Origin of the sequence: Bacillus sp. FSL P4-0334 (genome assembly GCF_038004825.1) — a bacterium.
Classification (GTDB): Bacteria; Bacillota; Bacilli; order Bacillales; family Bacillaceae; genus Bacillus; species Bacillus velezensis.
In genome coordinates this window covers 2,171,631-2,188,653 of the sequence record NZ_JBBORX010000001.1, presented here as the reverse complement: position 1 = coordinate 2,188,653, position 17,023 = coordinate 2,171,631, and the positions used below count along the sequence as shown (strand labels likewise).

18 protein-coding genes and 1 other annotated feature are annotated in these 17,023 nt (G+C 45.1%); of the genes, 3 read left to right on the top strand and 15 right to left on the bottom strand.

What is annotated here, in order from left to right; genetic code table 11:
• Nucleotides 1-78: 78 nt before the first annotated feature.
• On the bottom strand, nt 79-1,713 hold the full coding sequence (locus NSQ37_RS11230; RefSeq protein ID WP_332286108.1) for a peptide ABC transporter substrate-binding protein: 1,635 nt from the start codon (nt 1,711-1,713) through the stop codon (nt 79-81).
• Nucleotides 1,714-2,189: 476 nt separating this feature from the next.
• Nucleotides 2,190-2,401: a binding site (T-box leader), on the top strand.
• A gap of 55 nt (nt 2,402-2,456) precedes the next feature.
• Here NSQ37_RS11230 and trpS point away from each other — a divergent pair.
• On the top strand, nt 2,457-3,449 hold the full coding sequence (gene trpS / locus NSQ37_RS11225) for a tryptophan--tRNA ligase (RefSeq protein WP_014304785.1): 993 nt from the start codon (nt 2,457-2,459) through the stop codon (nt 3,447-3,449).
• 32 nt (nt 3,450-3,481) lie between these two features.
• Here trpS and NSQ37_RS11220 read toward each other — a convergent pair whose 3' ends face one another.
• From NSQ37_RS11220 to NSQ37_RS11180, 9 genes are all read right to left on the bottom strand, one after another.
• Nucleotides 3,482-4,234, bottom strand: coding sequence for a YjbA family protein (locus tag NSQ37_RS11220; RefSeq protein ID WP_007409116.1), 753 nt, complete (start codon nt 4,232-4,234; stop codon nt 3,482-3,484).
• A 147-nt stretch (nt 4,235-4,381) separates the two neighbouring features.
• Nucleotides 4,382-5,296: an oligopeptide ABC transporter permease gene (gene opp4C / locus NSQ37_RS11215; RefSeq protein ID WP_007409117.1), complete on the bottom strand. Its 915-nt coding sequence runs from the start codon at nt 5,294-5,296 to the stop codon at nt 4,382-4,384.
• A 21-nt stretch (nt 5,297-5,317) separates the two neighbouring features.
• Nucleotides 5,318-6,268, bottom strand: coding sequence for an ABC transporter permease (locus NSQ37_RS11210; RefSeq protein ID WP_003155051.1), 951 nt, complete (start codon nt 6,266-6,268; stop codon nt 5,318-5,320).
• Nucleotides 6,269-6,334: 66 nt separating this feature from the next.
• The gene (locus NSQ37_RS11205; RefSeq protein ID WP_007409118.1) at nt 6,335-7,963 is read right to left on the bottom strand and encodes a peptide-binding protein; all 1,629 of its coding nucleotides are present in this window, start codon (nt 7,961-7,963) and stop codon (nt 6,335-6,337) included.
• 77 nt (nt 7,964-8,040) lie between these two features.
• Nucleotides 8,041-9,030, bottom strand: a complete 990-nt coding sequence (locus NSQ37_RS11200; RefSeq protein ID WP_003155053.1) for an ABC transporter ATP-binding protein — start codon at nt 9,028-9,030, stop codon at nt 8,041-8,043.
• Complete coding sequence (locus NSQ37_RS11195) at nt 9,027-10,013, bottom strand: ABC transporter ATP-binding protein (RefSeq protein ID WP_025284553.1); 987 nt, start codon at nt 10,011-10,013, stop codon at nt 9,027-9,029. The genes NSQ37_RS11200 and NSQ37_RS11195 overlap by 4 nt, the downstream gene beginning before the upstream one ends.
• A gap of 173 nt (nt 10,014-10,186) precedes the next feature.
• A complete protein-coding gene (locus NSQ37_RS11190) occupies nt 10,187-10,972 on the bottom strand; it encodes a DUF2268 domain-containing protein (RefSeq protein ID WP_012117278.1) in 786 nt (261 codons plus the stop codon).
• A gap of 83 nt (nt 10,973-11,055) precedes the next feature.
• Nucleotides 11,056-12,294, bottom strand: a complete 1,239-nt coding sequence (fabF, locus tag NSQ37_RS11185; RefSeq protein ID WP_012117277.1) for a beta-ketoacyl-ACP synthase II — start codon at nt 12,292-12,294, stop codon at nt 11,056-11,058.
• Nucleotides 12,295-12,316: 22 nt separating this feature from the next.
• Nucleotides 12,317-13,255 (bottom strand): beta-ketoacyl-ACP synthase III, encoded by a 939-nt coding sequence (locus NSQ37_RS11180; protein ID WP_007409122.1) that lies wholly within the window; start codon nt 13,253-13,255, stop codon nt 12,317-12,319.
• Between the two features lie 166 nt (nt 13,256-13,421).
• On the opposite strand from NSQ37_RS11180, the gene NSQ37_RS11175 reads away from it, so the two are divergent.
• Nucleotides 13,422-13,640, top strand: coding sequence for a hypothetical protein (locus NSQ37_RS11175; RefSeq protein WP_007409123.1), 219 nt, complete (start codon nt 13,422-13,424; stop codon nt 13,638-13,640).
• A gap of 28 nt (nt 13,641-13,668) precedes the next feature.
• On the opposite strand, the gene NSQ37_RS11170 is transcribed toward NSQ37_RS11175, so the two are convergent.
• The 4 genes from NSQ37_RS11170 to NSQ37_RS11155 all read right to left on the bottom strand — a co-directional run bounded on the left by NSQ37_RS11170 (nt 13,669) and on the right by NSQ37_RS11155 (nt 16,299).
• Nucleotides 13,669-13,860 (bottom strand): ComZ family protein, encoded by a 192-nt coding sequence (locus tag NSQ37_RS11170; RefSeq protein ID WP_003155061.1) that lies wholly within the window; start codon nt 13,858-13,860, stop codon nt 13,669-13,671.
• Between the two features lie 12 nt (nt 13,861-13,872).
• Nucleotides 13,873-14,826 (bottom strand): BMP family ABC transporter substrate-binding protein, encoded by a 954-nt coding sequence (locus tag NSQ37_RS11165; protein WP_007409125.1) that lies wholly within the window; start codon nt 14,824-14,826, stop codon nt 13,873-13,875.
• Nucleotides 14,827-14,915: 89 nt separating this feature from the next.
• Entirely contained in the window at nt 14,916-15,482 is a 567-nt protein-coding gene (locus NSQ37_RS11160) for a hypothetical protein (RefSeq protein ID WP_007409126.1), read from the bottom strand.
• 82 nt (nt 15,483-15,564) lie between these two features.
• Complete coding sequence (locus NSQ37_RS11155; RefSeq protein ID WP_080130436.1) at nt 15,565-16,299, bottom strand: hypothetical protein; 735 nt, start codon at nt 16,297-16,299, stop codon at nt 15,565-15,567.
• A 260-nt stretch (nt 16,300-16,559) separates the two neighbouring features.
• Here NSQ37_RS11155 and NSQ37_RS11150 point away from each other — a divergent pair, with 260 nt between their 5' ends.
• Nucleotides 16,560-16,745 carry a YjzD family protein gene (locus NSQ37_RS11150; protein WP_007409129.1) on the top strand — a complete coding sequence of 62 codons (186 nt, stop codon included), beginning with the start codon at nt 16,560-16,562 and terminating at the stop codon, nt 16,743-16,745.
• 36 nt (nt 16,746-16,781) lie between these two features.
• Here NSQ37_RS11150 and NSQ37_RS11145 read toward each other — a convergent pair whose 3' ends face one another.
• Entirely contained in the window at nt 16,782-16,961 is a 180-nt protein-coding gene (locus NSQ37_RS11145; RefSeq protein WP_003155070.1) for a YjzC family protein, read from the bottom strand.
• Between the last annotated feature and the right edge of the window lie 62 nt (nt 16,962-17,023).

The window sequence follows — 17,023 nt, the reverse complement described above, 5'->3', positions numbered from 1 at the left end:
TTATACTTAATCAGTAAGAAAGGTATATGGGGACATCCTCCCCATATACCTTGGGTCTTTTGTTTTCAGAACCGTCTTTTATTCAAAAGAAGCATTTCTGAAGTAAACTTCGCCTGTTCCTGTCAAGATCACATTTTTGAGGTTTTTATCCTGCACCCAAGGATCCGTATAGAAATAAACTGGCGCGACCGGCATTGCGTCAATAAAGATCTTTTCTGCTTTTTTCAGCTCTTCGATACGTTTATCCGGATCCGTTTCAAGCTGAGATTGGTTCAGCAGCTTTTTAAACTCAGGATCTTCCCATCCGGTATCATTGTTTCCGCCTTCTTTATCACGGAACAATTCTAGGAAGTTGATCGGATCGTTGAAATCGCCGAGCCAGCCCATACGCCCGATTTGGTAGTTCTGGCTGTGCAGCTTGTCGATGTAAACATTCCATTCGGAGTTATCAAGCTCAACTTTGACGCCCAAGTTCTTTTTCCACATTTCCTGTACGGCCTGCGCGATTTTCGCATGCGCGTCATCCGTATTGTAGGACAGTTTGATCGCCGGAAGGTCAGAGGCATTCTTGACGCCTAATTCCTTCAGTCCTTTATTTAAGAATTCTTTAGCTGATTTGATGTCATTGTCTTTGAAATAACCTTTTGTGTTATCCTTGAATCCCTTCATTGACGGCGGCACCGCAGCCATGGCCGGGATCTGTTCGCCCTGCGTTACATTTTTCACGATGGACGAGCGGTCGATCGCATAAGCAAGGGCTTTACGGATGTTGACATTGTTCAGCGGTTTCTCTTCTGTGTTGAATTTGTACCAATACACGCCTGCGATCGGTTCAACGTGAAGAGATCCGTCTTTTTTCAATGTCGGCAGAGATTCAGTCGGAAGCTGGCCGAGCGGCATTCCTGCCCAGTCAAGCTCACCGGCCTGGAATTTTTTCAGTTCGGTGTTGTTATTGTTAATCATCACCATGTTAATTTTCTTCAATTTCACAGCGTCTTTATCCCAATATTGATCGTTCTTTTCGAGCGTGATGGAACCGCTGTGTTTCCAGGCCGTCATTTTGAACGGGCCGTTTGACACATAATTTTCGCCCGCGTTTGTGTTCCAGTTTTTATGTTTTTCCGCGATTTTCTTGTTGATCGGCATATACGTATAGAATGAAGTTAATTGCGTGAAATAAGGTGTCGGGTTATTCAGTTCAACCTTTAATGTTTTGTCATTTACGGCTTTTACGCCTACATCATCAATCTTTCCTTTTCCTGTATTGGCAGCTTCAGCGCCTTTGATGTAGTAGAGCTGATAAGCGTATTGTGATTCGTTGTTCGGGTCAAGCGCCCATTTCCACGCATATTCAAAATCCTGCGCCGTCACAGGGTCGCCGTTAGACCATTTCGCACCGTCACGAATCGTAAATGTATAGGTCTTTCCGTCTTTGCTTGTTTCAATTTTAGATGCCATTCCTTCTTCAGGCTCACCTTTGGAGTTTACGCGTGTCAATCCTTCAAAAGTCTGGCGGATTACGCCTCCTGAAACGGAATCATTCGCTAAACCAGGATGCAGTGAGAACGGCTCGGTTTTAATATTGATATTAAGTGAAGTCTGTCCTTTGGTGTCTTTTTTACCGCCGCCTGATCCGCCGCTGAATCCGCCGCACGCACTTAATACAAGCGAGAAGATAAGCATCAAACCTACAATAGACCAACGCTTTTTCATGCACTAACCCCCTAATCAAATTTTTCAGCCTTTACTACTAAATACTCAGAAATATCAGACAAAATAACTTAATATTTTTCTAAACTTTAATTGTGTTCCGTCTTTTCTGATTATTTTATGTAAAGAAGCTGTAACAATAGAGTGAACAAGTTCATTATAATGAAATGAATAATTTATTGCAATACTATTTTCTCAATTTAAAATATTTAAATTTGGTCAGTTTTTCTGTCAAAAAGGTGATACACTTCTATAGTTTAAAGCATGACCTAACTAAATTTTTTTATTGCAATTTCCAGTTCATATTGCTTTTTACATATAATATTCGTTATACGAAATGTTGATATGCGTTATCATTTAAGCATTTTCAGTTCTTTTTGAGGATTTCCAGCCCTTAAGCAAACTGGAAATAAGCTTGTATTCCTCTGATGACATTTGGCTATAATTGATTTATAATAGATCAATCAAATACATTTGTTGTGATTGCGATGATGAAGAGTAGTACACATTTTCATCCGTTTGAAGAGAGTCTGCGGTGCTGGGAGCAGGTAACGGGCGATGTGGAATGGACTTCTGAGCAGCTGACCGAACGTTAGTAGGCCCAGCCGGAGCAGCCTCCGTTACCAACGTCTCGAGCGATTCCATTGTAATGGAATAATCAGGGTGGCACCACGGTTCATTCGTCCCTTTTTTCTACGGGAAGAATGGGCTTTTTTTATTATGTTTTAAGAAATGAGGTAAGAACTATGAAGAAAACGATTTTTTCTGGCATTCAGCCGAGCGGTTCCGTTACCCTCGGCAACTACATCGGCGCAATGAAGCAATTTGTTGATTTGCAGCATGACTACAACGGCTACTTCTGTATTGTCGATCAGCATGCGATTACGGTTCCGCAGGATCGGCTTGAGCTGCGGAAGAACATCCGCAACCTCGCGGCTCTTTACCTGGCCGTCGGACTTGATCCCGAGAAAGCGACCCTCTTTATCCAGTCGGAGGTTCCCGCTCATGCCCAGGCGGGGTGGATGCTCCAATGCGTCGCATATATCGGCGAGCTTGAGCGGATGACGCAATTTAAAGATAAGTCAAAGGGCAAAGAAGCCGTCGTGTCAGGACTGTTAACCTATCCGCCGCTGATGGCCGGCGATATTTTACTGTACGGAACGGATCTTGTTCCGGTCGGAGAAGATCAAAAACAGCATCTTGAACTGACCCGCAACCTAGCGGAACGCTTCAATAAAAAATACAATGACATCTTCACGATTCCTGAGGTGAAAATTCCTGAATCAGGCGCGCGCATCATGTCACTGGCTGATCCGCTCAAAAAAATGAGCAAATCAGATCCGAACCAAAAGGCATTCATCACGCTGCTTGATGAGCCGAAGCAGCTCGAGAAGAAAATCAAGAGCGCCGTGACTGATTCTGAAGGCATTGTAAAGTATGATAAAGAAAACAAACCGGGCGTTTCTAATCTTTTGACGATCTATTCTATTTTAGGAAACACATCAATTGAAGAATTAGAAGCTAAATATGAAGGCAAAGGGTACGGTGAATTCAAAAGCGATTTAGCCGAAGTCGTTATCGGCGCATTGACACCGATCCAAGAGCGCTACCGTGAATTAATTGAGAGCGACGAACTTGACCGCATTCTCGACGAAGGAGCGGCGCGCGCAAACAAAACGGCCGGCAAAATGGTGAAGAAAATGGAAAACGCCATGGGTCTCGGACGGAAAAGAAGATAAAGAAAAGAGGCGGGAGAATTCCCGCCTCTTTTTTAGTTCACTTTTGATTCCTGCTCCATTTCCCAAAGCTTTTCGAAAAACGGCTGCCCTTTAATCAAATTTTCACAGAACGCAAGATGTTTATCTGACCAGCCTTCAATTGTTTCATTGTAAAGCATGTCCCAAATCTCTTCAAAGCTCATCCGTTTGATCTGCTCGTACATATGCGGATTCCATTCCGTGTACCAATACACAATTTCCGCACGGTTTTTCAGCCCTTTCAGCTGGTCGAGCGCCATAAACATCAGCTGCTTGATCTGCCGCTCTTTTCTCGTCAGCCCTCTGACGTGCTCCGGCGCCAATGACAAAATGTGATATTCCTTTGAAGACTCCAATTGCGCCGGCTCAAATTGAAACGATTCCGGTTCTACATCCTTTACCATTTCATAAACAAGCTGCTCCTGTCTCGGAATCAGGCGGCTCTTTCTGACCGGAATGGTATACCCGATCGTATCCACGGCAATGATGCCGATCCCGTCTGTCACGACAAAACAATACTCCAGCTTTGTCCGCTCATGATTTTTTCGCACGTATGACTTTTGGTGGACTTGGTCAAGCAGCTCTTTCGGAAGCTCTGATAAGTCGTTTTCTATGTAATGAAATAATACCGACGGCACTCTGAGCAACGGCGTCTGATCCAAAAGTTCAACCGTGTCTTCCTTCCGCCATTCGTGAAAATGGCATACATTGTAGCCGTTTTCTTCCCCTTCAAACCAATTGACCCATACATCATGAAGAAATAACATATTCGACCCCTCACTTTATAAAAACTGTTGTCCACAGTATAGGCAAGGGATAGATAAATTATTCCATTTCAATATGAGATTTCCGCATTACGGAGCTGGATTTCCGACTGCATCGCAACAAAAAAATCTCCCGTTCCGTCCGGGAGATCATTTCACATTTTTCGGATCAAGCGCATCACGCAGCCCGTCTCCGACAAAGTTAAAGCACAATACGGTAAGAAGAATCAACAAACCTGGGAATAACGGGTACCACCAAGCCTGAATCATAAGCGTAAAGTTCTGTGCATCCTGAAGCATATTGCCCCAGCTTGCGATCGGCGGCTGAATCCCGAAACCGAGATAACTTAATGTAGATTCCGCCAAAATAACCGTTCCCACCTTTAATGTGGCTGAGACAATAATCGGTCCGAGCGCATTCGGCAATATATGAGAAAAGATGATGTGATGATTTTTTGTACCGATCGTCTTTGCAGCTAATACAAACTCTCTGGAACGAAGCGATAAAAACTCCCCTCGGACAAGACGTGCCGTTGTTGTCCAGCCTGTAAGGGAGAAAATTAAAATTAATTTATCCATTCCGGGCTGAAAAATCGTAACAAGTGTAATAAGCAAAAATATATCAGGTATGGATAATACGATATCAACGGTTCTCATGAGAACGGCATCGACAATCCCTTTAAAATATCCGGCAACGGCTCCGACAACTGTCCCGATTGTAATCGCACCGATCACAGAAGCGAATCCGACAAGCAAGGAGACGCGCGCCCCGTACAGAACCCTCGTAAAGATGTCTCTTCCGAATTTATCAGTTCCCATTAGATGTTTTAAGCTCGGCGGCTTCAAACGATTGATAAGAGATTGACTCTCCGGAGAGTAAGGAGCGATTACCGAAGCGAATAAGGCTGACAAGATGATGATGGTTAATATAACGGCTCCGATTACAGCTAGTTTATTTTGAAAGAACTTTTCGAAAAAAATCTTCGTCATTGTTTCCGGTTTGGATTGAATATTTTCCTTTAATTTTACTTCGCTGGGGGGTGTGCCGGTATTTGGCTGTAACATTTGACCTCTCACCTCTCTTTGTTAATATTCAATGCGGGGATCAACCAGCGCATATAAGATGTCCGCAATTAAATTCCCCACCACAACCAAAACAGCTGAAATGACCGTCATGGCCATGATAACCGGATAATCCCGCGAAAAGGCTGAATCAATAAACAATTTGCCGAGACCCGGCCAAGTAAAAATCTGTTCTACCACTACCGCTCCCCCGATAAATGACGGTATCATCAGACCAAAAATAGTGATGACAGGAAGAAGTCCGTTTCTCAAACCGTGTTTAAAAATTACTTTATTATCTCGGAATCCTTTCGCACGCGCCGTTCGTATATAATCCTGTTTTAACACATCAAGCATACTGGATCTTGTGTATCTCGTTATCCCTGCCATGTCTGCCGTGGCGAGCACAAAAGCAGGCAGAATCAAGTGATGCAATCGGTCAAATATGTTAAAGTCAGCATTCAAAGTGCTTACTCCGCCAGTGGGAAACCACCCCAGATTTACAGATAAAACCATGATTAAAATCAAACCGAACCAAAAATTCGGAATGGCAAGCCCTAAAAATGAAGTAACAGTTATCCCGTAATCCAATTTTGAATAAGGACGTTTCGCTGACAGAACACCAAATGGAATAGAAATAAGAAGAGCGACAAGGGTTGAGAAAAGCATAAGCACAATCGTATTCGGTAAGCGGGATAAGATAAGTTCAGAAACTGGAGTGCCTTTCTTGACGATAGAAGTCCCGAAATCCCCTTGCAGCATATTCCCCAGCCATTTCACATATTGAACAGGTTCCGGATCATTCAACCCGTATTTTTCAATGAATTTTGCCCTGTCCGCTTGACTGATTGTAGGGTCCATCATAAGTGACATCGGGTCTCCCGGCGCTGCTTTCATGATGGCAAACGACAAAATTGTAATGCCTAAGAGAATCGGCAAGGACATTAATGTTCGCCGTAAAATATATGTAACCATGTTCTTGTCCCCTTTTTAAATAGGATAAGAGAGGAAAGGAACCTCCTTCCCTCTCCAGGGCTTTTGCTATTTTTGATCCAGCCACCATTTTTCAATATTGTACAAGTCATTTTTAGGGTGGAATACATAGCCTTGCAAATTATTCGGCATCGCTCTGTGGTAATTGTAATAGAATAAGAAGCTGTACGGCTGATCTTCAGCAATCAATTTGTATATCTCTTCATACTTCTTTTGGTATTCTTTTCTGTCTGTAATTGTCTTCGCTTCTTCAAGCAGCTTATCGACTTTCGGGTTTTTATACCAGATATTATTCAGCCCGTTTTTCGATTGGCTTGAATGGAAGATAGAGAACTGATCCGGGAACGTTGCAAGACTCCATCCGAGAAGAAGAGCGTCATAATCCCAATTAGGGGCACTTGTCTGTTCGATTAACGCACTGAATTCAACAATTCGCGGTTTAGCCTCGATTCCAACTTCTTTTAATTGCTGCTGAACGACAACAGCTAAATCTTCACGAATTTTATTGCCTTGATTCGTTTTAATTTCAAATGAGAATTTTTTTCCGTCTTTATCAAGGTAGCCGTCACCGTCATGGTCTTCCCATCCGGCTTCTTTTAGCAGCTGCTTTGCTTTTTTCGGATTATAATCAAATGTCGGCACTTTAGACTTCGGATAATTCCATGACAGCGGACTCTCAGGAACATCCGCTACCTTACCGTCTCCGTTCAGCACTTGATCCACCATTGCCTGCCTGTCAAGAGCGTAAGTCAATGCCTGACGCACTTTTTTGTCTTTAAAGATCTCTTTTTTCTCATTCCAGCCGATATAGCTGTAGTTTAAACCAAGGTCAGATTTGACCTTCACATTTCCAAACGTTTTAACCGTATCAAAATCTGTGCCCGGCACAACGAAGAAATCAATATCCCCCGCTTTTAACTGAGCCACAGCCGCGTTAGAATCAGGTATTGTTTTTACTGTCACTGTATCAAGGTAAGGTCTGCCGCCAAAGTAATCATCATTTGCTTCCAGTTTGACATACTCGCCCTTTTTCCACTCAACAAACTTAAACGGACCGGAACCGATTGGATTTTTACGGTTAAATTCATTCTCCCCCAGATCTGCAACCGGCACCTTACCCAATATATGTTTTGGCAAAATGCCGTAACTGTCGAGAACGACATTATAGAAATAGGCATCTTTTTTCTTCATTTTAAACTGAATTTCATATTTTCCTTTTTTCGTTACGGATTTAAGGGACTCAAAACCCGAGCCACGCTCACCGTTGTAATCCTTGTTAAGAGGGATGCTGTAGGTGAAAACAACATCATCGGCCGTCAGCTCTTTTCCATCATGGAATTTAACGCCTTTTTTCAGTTTTACATCATACGTTAATCCCCCGTCAGCTTCTGTTACTTTTTCAGCCAGCGACGGCTTGACGTTTAATTTCTCATCAGTTTCCAATAATGTGCTGTAAAGCATTCCTTCAATATCAGAACTTGCAACATCGGTAGAATAAAGTGGATTAAAAAGTGTGGGTTCCCCGGTTGACCCGACAACCAAATCTCCGCCTTTTTGCGGTTTTCCTGCCGGTTTGGATTCGGTGCTTGTGGATTTTGAGCCGGAGCAGGCTGACAGGAAGATGGCAAACGCCATAAAAACACTTAGCATCATCAGTGCGCTTTTACGTAATTTCATATCAATTCCCCCTTTGTGATATATATGCAGCAAACTGGTTATGTAATCCGGCATACCCCCTCTCGATGCTTGTCATTTCAGGCATATAAATGGCAGGCGACGTAATGGCCGGGAGCGGCTTCTTCAAATGCCGGGATTTGTTCCTTGCAGATCGGTTTGGCCATCGGGCACCGCGTGTGGAACACGCAGCCTTTCGGCGGGTTTGCCGGGCTTGGCAGTTCTCCTTTCAGGATGATTCGTTCCCGCTTGACGGCGTCTTTTTTTCTCGTGACGGGCACTGAAGACAAAAGCGCTTGCGTATAAGGGTGAAGCGGATTGCCGTACAGCTCGTGTTTATCGGTCAGCTCCATCATTTTTCCCAGATACATGACGCCGACTCTGTCGCTGATATGGCGGACAACACTCAAATCATGAGAAATAAACAAATAGGTCAGGTTGAATTCATCCTGCAGTTCTTCCATCAGATTGATGACCTGGGCCTGAATGGAGACATCGAGTGCGGAAACGGGTTCATCCGCAATAATCAGCTCGGGATTCAACGTCAGAGCCCGCGCAATCCCGATCCGCTGGCGCTGCCCCCCGGAAAATTCGTGCGGATAGCGGTTTGCAAAGCTCGGATGAAGGCCGACTTTCGCCAGCAGCTCCTCCACTCGCTCGTTCCGCTCGCTCATGCTGTACATATGGTGAGTCTGGAACGGTTCTTTAATAATGGAACGCAGCGTTTTCCTCGGGTTAAGGGATGCGAAGGGATCTTGGAAGACCATCTGGATGTTTTTGCGGACGCTTTTTCTCAGCTTTTCTTCAGATAAGCCGGAGATATCCTGACCCTTAAATAGAATCCGGCCGTCTGTCGGCTTGTATAAACGGATCATCGTCCTTCCCGCCGTTGATTTGCCGCATCCTGATTCACCGACGATGCCGAGCGTCTCCCCGCGCTTCAGTGAAAAAGAAACACCGTCAACAGCCTTTATATCACCGACTTTCCTTTGAAAAAAACCGGAGCGGATCGGGAAATATTTTTTTACGTCTTTCAGCTCTAAAATCGTTTCTTGGCCTGCAGCTGTCATTTTGATTGGGCACCCTCTTCCTCATATAAAAAACATCTTACAGAACGGCCGCTTTCATGCGTTATCAGCTCCGGCTGCCCTGTTTTGCATTTGTCCATCGCTTTTGAACACCTCGGGGCAAATCGGCAGCCTTCCGGAAGATTATCCGGTGTCGGGACACTGCCTTTGATCGCTTTTAATGTATCAATCTCTCCATCTATCACCGGTATGGAGTTTAACAGCCCTTCGGTATACGGATGAAGAGGGTTTAAAAATAAGTCCTCCACACTCGCGCTCTCTACGACTTGTCCGCAGTACATCACGATCACCCTGTCGGCGGCTTCGGAAACCACACCTAAATCGTGAGTGATCAGCAGAATGGAAGTATCGAATTTTTTGCAGAGGTCTTTCATCAGCTCCAATACTTGGGCTTGTATCGTCACATCAAGCGCCGTCGTCGGCTCATCAGCGATCAGAAGCTTCGGATTGCAGCTGAGCGCGATGGCGATCATCACCCTCTGTCTCATCCCTCCGGAAAGACGGTGCGGATATTCTTTCATCACTTGTTCCGCTCTGGAGAATCCGACGAGTTCCAGAAGCTCAACGGCTTTTTTGGACGCTTCTCTTTTATTCATTTTTTTATGGTATTCAAGCACTTCGGTAATTTGTTCGCCGATGGTCAGCACCGGGTTCAGGGAAGTCATGGGCTCCTGAAAGATCATAGAGACGTCATTTCCGCGGATTTTGCAATATTCGTTTTCGGTGAAGGAGGCCAGGTCCCTGCCTTCAAGCTTAATCGAGCCGTCCATAATTTTTCCGCCCGAGCCTTGGACAAGTCCCATAATAGAAAGCGAGGTGATGCTTTTGCCCGAGCCGGATTCTCCTACAAGAGCGACGGTTTCGCCTTTGTTAATGTGAAAATCAACCCCGTCGACTGCGGGGATCGGCTGTTTCTTTCTGAAAAAATAGGTCTTTAAATTATTCACTTCTAATAGTGTGCTCATGATACGCCCCTTTCTCATTCCGCTGAAGCAGAGGGAAACATACGTTTCGCTATCACAAAATATAGAATAGTCGAAAAATTTTATAGTTGTATATTATTACATCATTATTACAAAAGCAAGAATTTTTTAGGATAAATGTAATATCCTTAAATAATTTCCATTCTTTTAATCTATTAAAGCGTTGCCTCCAGAAAGGTTTTTGAAGGGATGGCCAATGCTTCTTTTACTGTTTTTTGATGGTCGGTTAAATATTTTTTTACTATATTGAATCCGACGGCATAGCCGAGCATTGAGGGGAAGTATCCTTTTCCGTATAACAGCTGGGAAAACATTCTGCTGTCTCTCGTTAAGCGGAGGTTCGGCTTGACTCTTTTTTCAAACAGAAAATCAAGCTGCTCAGGCGTATAGTAGGACGTCCATTCCGCCGTAAGACTTGAGCCGAACCTCTCATATACAGCATATTCTGCCAGCCCCTCCATCATGATTGTATCAAGAAATGTCTCGTCTTTTTCGTCCTTTGTCACATGTTCTAACCGGCAGACGTGATTATATTCATGTGTCATAAGGGCGGATACAGCTGAATTGGAACTATCCGACGATAGAAAGAGGAACATTTTGTCCCGAAAGGCCAGACCGGATTTTGATCCGAATTCCTGACGGATTTTCCGGTTTCGTTCATCGACGGGCAAAACTACGATCGGCACGTCCGGCCCGTTCCACTTCTCCTTTAAATAAGCTTCCTCCTTTTGAATGTGGCTGTAGCATCCTTTTTCTTTCAGCCGTTTACTGGTCCTAACGCCGTCCTTCAAATGGCGGAACATGCCGTGGTTTTGCAGCATCCCGAGTATCGGCTTCCACTCTTTCTTATCGGCCCCTGAAAAAAGCGGCAAAAGATGCGGGGCCAGATCATTTACGGATGCCGCCTTTTCCATCCATTGATATGTCTGCTTGACGCTCATACCGGTTCGCCTCCTCTTGTTGTTATCATATGCACGCACAAAAAAACCGGCCACCTTTTTCAGGCAGCCGGTCAAAAACTGTATTATTGATATTTTTTAAAGATCAAAGTGGCATTATGTCCGCCGAAGCCGAGCGAGTTGCTGAGAACGACGTTGACATCCTGCTCGCGCGCTTTGTCCGGTACATAATCTAAATCACACTCTTCATCAGGTGTTTCGATGTTAATCGTCGGCGGGATAATGCCGTCTTTAATGGCCATGACGGAGAAGATTGCTTCAATTCCTCCGGCAGCGCCTAACAAATGACCCGTCATTGATTTTGTCGAACTGACGGCAAGCTTGTACGCATGATCACCGAAAACGGTCTTAATGGCTTTTGTCTCGTATTTATCATTGTAGTACGTGCTTGTGCCGTGAGCGTTGATGTAATCAATTTCTTCAGGCTTGATGCCCGCATCTTTGATTGCTTCCTGCATCGCTCTCGCACCGCCTTCCCCGTCTTGGGCAGGCGCGGTAATGTGATAGGCATCACCCGTTGAGCCGTAGCCGACAATTTCCCCGTAGATTTTCGCACCGCGGGCAAGGGCATGCTCAAGCTCTTCAAGCACGACGATCCCCGCGCCTTCTCCCATGACAAAGCCGTCACGGTTTTTATCAAACGGGCGGCTTGCCGTTTTTGGATCAGGATTTGTAGAAAGGGCTTTGTTTGCGCTGAAGCCCGCAAATGACATTCTTGTCAGCGGCGCTTCCGTTCCGCCCGTAATCATCGCATCGGCATCGCCGCGCTGAATGACTTTAAACGCGTCACCGATAGAGTTCGTTCCCGTCGCACATGCCGTCACCGTACAGGAGTTGACTCCTTTTGCTCCGAGAGCGATTGAGATTTGGCCTGTCGCCATATCAGGAATCATCATCGGAACAAAGAAAGGGCTGACCCGTCTCGGCCCTTTAGTCAGGAAGATTTCGAATTGGGATTCAAGCGTTTCAAGACCGCCGATTCCGGACCCTACCCAAACGCCGACTCTCGGCGCGATCTCGTCTGTGATGTTCAGACCGGCATCTTGAACGGCCATTTTCGCGGCTACGACAGCGTATTGCGTGAAGCGGTCCATTTTTCGCGCTTCTTTTTTATCCATGTGATTTTCAATATTGAAATCTTTCAGTTCAGCAGCTACTTTCGCCGGATACTCGTCCGATTCCACACGTGTGATCGGTCCGATTCCGGATACGCCGCCGATTGCATTTTTCCAGCTTGTTTCGGCGTCGTTTCCAAGCGGAGACAGGGCTCCAAGCCCTGTAACGACTACTCTTTTTTTACTCATCTTGTGTGCACCTCACCTTTTTTTATCGTCCCCAGCGTATTGCTATGGCGCCCCATGTCAATCCTCCGCCGAAACCGACCATGACGATGACGTCGCCGTCTTTAATTTTGCCTGCTTCCAGTTCCTCTACTAATGAAATCGGAATGGATGCTGCGGATGTGTTTCCATATTTATGGACTGTTTTAGACATCTTTTCAACCGGAAGCTCCAAACGTTCCCGTGCCGCTTCCATGATGCGGATGTTTGCCTGATGCGGAATCAAAAAGTCTACGTCCTCTTTGGAGAGGCCGGCTTTTTCAATGACATTTACACTCGATTCACCCATTTGCCGGACGGCGAATTTGAATACTTCTCTTCCATGCATGATTGTATGCCCTTTTTCATCTAAGTACAAGTGCTGACCGCCTGTACCGTCTGCTCCGAGCTCAAATGACAGTATGCCTCTGTCGTCGCTGACCGGTCCGATGACCGCCGCTCCGGCTCCGTCTCCGAACAGCACAGCCGTATTGCGGTCGTCCCAGTCGGTAATGCTTGAGAGCTTTTCCACGCCGACCACGAGGACATGTTTGTATGTTTGCGATTCAATGAATTGTTTGGCGGTTACGATACCGTACATAAAACCCGCACATGCGGCGCTGATATCCATCGCGCACGCTTTTTTGGCCCCGAGCTTCTCTTGTATCATACAGGAAACGGTAGGGAAGGACTGGTCAGGAGTAACCGTCGCCACGAGGATCATATCAAGCTCCTCAGCGGAAATGCCGGCCTGATCAAGCGCTTTTTGCGCAGCCTCAGCGGCCATGCCGGATGAATACATATCTTCCGCGGCGATTCTTCTTTCTTCTATACCTGTTCTCGTACGAATCCACTCGTCCGATGTATCTACCATTTGTTCAAGATCATGATTTGTCAGCACTTTTTCCGGGATGTAACGGCCGACGCCAAGAATTCCAGCTTTCATTGGAAAGACTCCTTTTTTATAATGAATTTAAAACTAATTAGTTATGATCAATTATTAGTATCAGGTACTAATTCTACCCTATTTTTTTTCTGTTGGCAATATATTCGTCTAAACTATCGGACGCTGTTCCTCATAGAATAAAAGGAAGACGAAAGGAGGCTTCACTATGGATATTTTCTCCAAAATGATGTTCGGCGATTCCAGAGACCGGGATAAAGAACCGGAAGAAAACCCGGAGCAGCCTCAGGCTGAAAACGAAGAAGAGATCGATTACAACCACGTGATGAATCAGCTGGGGTCCATCATGAACTCTCTGGATCAATTAAAGCCCGTATTTAAAGACTTCGCGCCGATGGTGTCCGCTATAAAGAAAAAAATCATGTGAAAAGCCACTTCATGAAAAGTGGCTCTCTTTATTTATTCAGCTCCCCGGCATCAGATCTGCCAAGCTCATACGCTTCCGCCATGACCGATGTAAACAGGTCCATAAACGGCTGAATCATTTCCATAGACAGATCTATGCCGGATTTCTCAAGCTCCGCCTTTGCTTCCGGCAGGTATTTCATCGCGATCTGCATAAATTCAAGAGACTTTTCATGCTGCATGTGTATCCACCTCTATTCATTTGACGGCAGTTCATTTGTTCGGTTATACGTTTTTACAAGGTCTGAGATTTTGTCTTGAAATGCTTTGTCCACCAGAGGGCTGAACGTCCCCATTTCAACGACTCCTTCCCTGAAATCAAAGTTGTGATCTCCGCTCTTGAGCGTACCTTTATTATATTGCTCGGCAATTAATGTATAGGCTTTATCTACGTTTTGCACCGTGCTTGTCAGCACCGTGTTTTTGCCGAGATTCGATTGTTCGGCGACATAGCCGATGGCGTAAAGCCCGTCTTTTTTGATTTGCTGAATGACAGGAACATTATACCCGTCTCCGGCTGGATATACAACATCCGTGCCTTCCGCTTTTAACTTCTCGTAAAGATGCAGCGCTTCATTGCCGTTATCCCAGTGGTCCGTAAATTCAGTGTTGACGGTGATATCAGGCTTTTCATATTTCGCCCCTTTGATAAAGCCGTCTACTTCAGGCTGCCACAAAAAGGAGGCGATGACGCCGACCTCATTGGTTTTTGACATATGGGCGGCTGTCATTCCCCCGAAAAAACCCATTGCTTCTCCCATAAGATGAACGCTTGTGACATTATCGCTTTTCGCCGTTCCGTTTGCGACGACAAATTCCATGTCGGGATAATCCTTGCTGATCATATTGAAGATTTCCTCGTATTCATTTCCGTGCCCGTATAAAAGATTGACTCCTTTTTTATGAAAATCATCTATCGCTTTTAAAATATCTTCATCGGATCTGATATTTTCTTTATAATAAACGTCAACGTTAAATTCAGATTGTATCGCTAATAAACCTTTGTAACCTTTTGTGCCCCATACCAAGTCACTGATGGTATCGGGAAAAAGCATTCCGACCTTCTCAATTTTTCCTTTAAACGGAGTTTGTGCGCATCCGCTCAATAAAAGGAGGACAGAAAAGATCATGACAAGCCTGGTGATCAAGCCATGTTCAACCCCTTTTCAAACTCATAACATATATAATTGATATACGTTTATTGTAGCGGTAATGCACATAACATGGAAGGTATTTCTTAAAAAATGTCGAATATTGATGAAAATTGTCTTTTCCATTCTTTAATTTTTTCTTCCGCTTCCGTTTTTTGCGTTTTTTCTTTTATTTCCAGGGTAATAATCTGATTTTCGTCTTCTGTGCCGTATGCCTCAAGCTGATTCATCAGCCCGCAGACTGCGTCTTCTAAAAAGATCCTGCTTTCGCCATCTTCTTTTGCTTCTGTCCACGGACCGTAAAGGGGAGGAAGGATAATCGCTTTTGCCGTATCCCGCTGACCGTTTTTTTCCCAGTCTCCGTGATCCTCACTGTAAACAATCCAATATAAAGGCTCAGCCCTTTCTTCAGGCAGACACCCGCTCCCGTATTGAACGCAGATACGATCGTATTCCTTTTCACCGATTTCATCTATTATTTGAAAAAGCCCGTTTCTCGCGAGCCACATTAATCGTTCTTCTAAATACAGCTGCCTCGTTTTGTCCTCCGGTTCTGCCAAAATGACATCAACATGCACACCCTCATCCATCAACCGTTCGCACAATGAAAGGCCGAGAAATTCGTCTGCTCCAATGATCAGCGCTGTCTTCATCACATCTGCCGCCTTTCCGGTTTTTCATTCGCACACAAGCCAAACAGCCCTCTGAAAAGAGATGGCTGTTGTATTCTATTCATTACAGGTCTTTTTCATGACTGCGGAAAAACCGGCAGATGGCTCTGTACATACGCGCAGGGTTCTCAAGCAGGTGATACGTGATATCAGTCTTGCTTCCGGTCTTTTCCCGGGCTTCTTTATACGCATTTGCATGCAGGGTGTACGGGTACGGCGCTCCGGTCGTTCTTTGCCATATATGTACCGGCACGCGGGTGCGGCAGCCGGTAATGGTCTGATAGCTCAGTGAGCTTGCCTCTTTTTCAGAAACACCGAAGCTCTGTGCCGTTTCCCTCAGAAACTGCTTATAAAAAAACTTATTTTCTTTCTCTGATTCAAAATGGGCTTGAAGGTCAAGACAAGGATCTAACATTGCGGCTGAACGGATATGCTCCGCTGAAGACTGCAGCAATTGATCGGCGATAAGGGCGCCCATGCCTTCTGCGAGCAAGTGTATTTTCGGATTGAGGGTTTCTTGTTTCAACACATAATGCATCAGCTGTCTGGCGTAAAGGACGGCTTTTTCCGAACCCCAATGCCGTCCGTATAAATTGCTGTTAAAAATCGTGTACCCTCTGTCAAGCAGCACATGTAACAGCTGGTTTCTCCCTTCATGTTCGAGCCAAAAGCTTGAGTCCCGGCTGACAAAGTGGGTTCTGTCCCCCAGAATAAAGATACAGAAGCCATTCGGCCGATACGGCAGATGGATGACGTTCAGCTCAGATCCGAATTGGAAAAATCTTTCCGTAATCCCCATGCCTGCCCGCCTCCTTTTACTCCTAATCTCTCTATTGGCTATCATATGTAAGAAGAATGAAAACGGATCGGATAAACTCCTATTTGCTGCTATGTTTTGGCTATTATCCCGAGCACGGGAACCGAATTTTCCTTCAGACGGCCTGACAGGCGGGCAAATGTCAGTTTCAGGCGCGCTTTTTGATGAGAAAATGACCTTCCGCCCGCGCTTTATGTATGGTATGATACAACGTAGAATAAAATGAAGGACGAGGTGGAAACGTGCGGTTTATTATCGGTTTTATTTGGACGTTCCTTTTAACACATATGGCCTGTTATTTGGTCGCCTCCATGAACAGCGCGGCGTACAATTTCAAGCAATCATCCGTTATTGCCGTGGTTATTGCGGTGCTAGTCTTTGTTCTTGCGGAGATCATGCCTGTCAAACAGGATGCAAGCCAGCATTAAATAAAAAAACCTGCTATTCAGCAGGTTTTTTTGTGTTCACGGTTTTCGTTGATACGTCCACAATCTGTTGTGGTTTGAAGTTTCAGGGAACATTTCTCCCACTGTAAGCTTGATTTTTTGCGGGTTTTTGACCATGCTTCCCGTTTCGCCGATTTCAACGTACACACCGTTATTCGGCGCTTTTTGTCCCGGGCGGAATTGATGCTGCTGTCCCACGTCATTTCCTCCTTTTTCTTTTTTATGTAGTATGCGCTTGTATGCGGAGAAATATCAAAAAC

Excerpts from the sequence above, each read along its gene's own strand:
- NSQ37_RS11230 (WP_332286108.1), bottom strand. The coding sequence starts at position 1,713 with ATGAAAAAGCGTTGGTCTATTGTAGGTTTGATGCTTATCTTCTCGCTT.
- trpS (WP_014304785.1), top strand. The coding sequence starts at position 2,457 with ATGAAGAAAACGATTTTTTCTGGCATTCAGCCGAGCGGTTCCGTTACC.
- NSQ37_RS11220 (WP_007409116.1), bottom strand. The coding sequence starts at position 4,234 with ATGTTATTTCTTCATGATGTATGGGTCAATTGGTTTGAAGGGGAAGAA.
- opp4C (WP_007409117.1), bottom strand. The coding sequence starts at position 5,296 with ATGTTACAGCCAAATACCGGCACACCCCCCAGCGAAGTAAAATTAAAG.
- NSQ37_RS11210 (WP_003155051.1), bottom strand. The coding sequence starts at position 6,268 with ATGGTTACATATATTTTACGGCGAACATTAATGTCCTTGCCGATTCTC.
- NSQ37_RS11205 (WP_007409118.1), bottom strand. The coding sequence starts at position 7,963 with ATGAAATTACGTAAAAGCGCACTGATGATGCTAAGTGTTTTTATGGCG.
- NSQ37_RS11200 (WP_003155053.1), bottom strand. The coding sequence starts at position 9,030 with ATGACAGCTGCAGGCCAAGAAACGATTTTAGAGCTGAAAGACGTAAAA.
- NSQ37_RS11195 (WP_025284553.1), bottom strand. The coding sequence starts at position 10,013 with ATGAGCACACTATTAGAAGTGAATAATTTAAAGACCTATTTTTTCAGA.
- NSQ37_RS11190 (WP_012117278.1), bottom strand. The coding sequence starts at position 10,972 with ATGAGCGTCAAGCAGACATATCAATGGATGGAAAAGGCGGCATCCGTA.
- fabF (WP_012117277.1), bottom strand. The coding sequence starts at position 12,294 with ATGAGTAAAAAAAGAGTAGTCGTTACAGGGCTTGGAGCCCTGTCTCCG.
- NSQ37_RS11180 (WP_007409122.1), bottom strand. The coding sequence starts at position 13,255 with ATGAAAGCTGGAATTCTTGGCGTCGGCCGTTACATCCCGGAAAAAGTG.
- NSQ37_RS11175 (WP_007409123.1), top strand. The coding sequence starts at position 13,422 with ATGGATATTTTCTCCAAAATGATGTTCGGCGATTCCAGAGACCGGGAT.
- NSQ37_RS11170 (WP_003155061.1), bottom strand. The coding sequence starts at position 13,860 with ATGCAGCATGAAAAGTCTCTTGAATTTATGCAGATCGCGATGAAATAC.
- NSQ37_RS11160 (WP_007409126.1), bottom strand. The coding sequence starts at position 15,482 with ATGAAGACAGCGCTGATCATTGGAGCAGACGAATTTCTCGGCCTTTCA.
- NSQ37_RS11155 (WP_080130436.1), bottom strand. The coding sequence starts at position 16,299 with ATGGGGATTACGGAAAGATTTTTCCAATTCGGATCTGAGCTGAACGTC.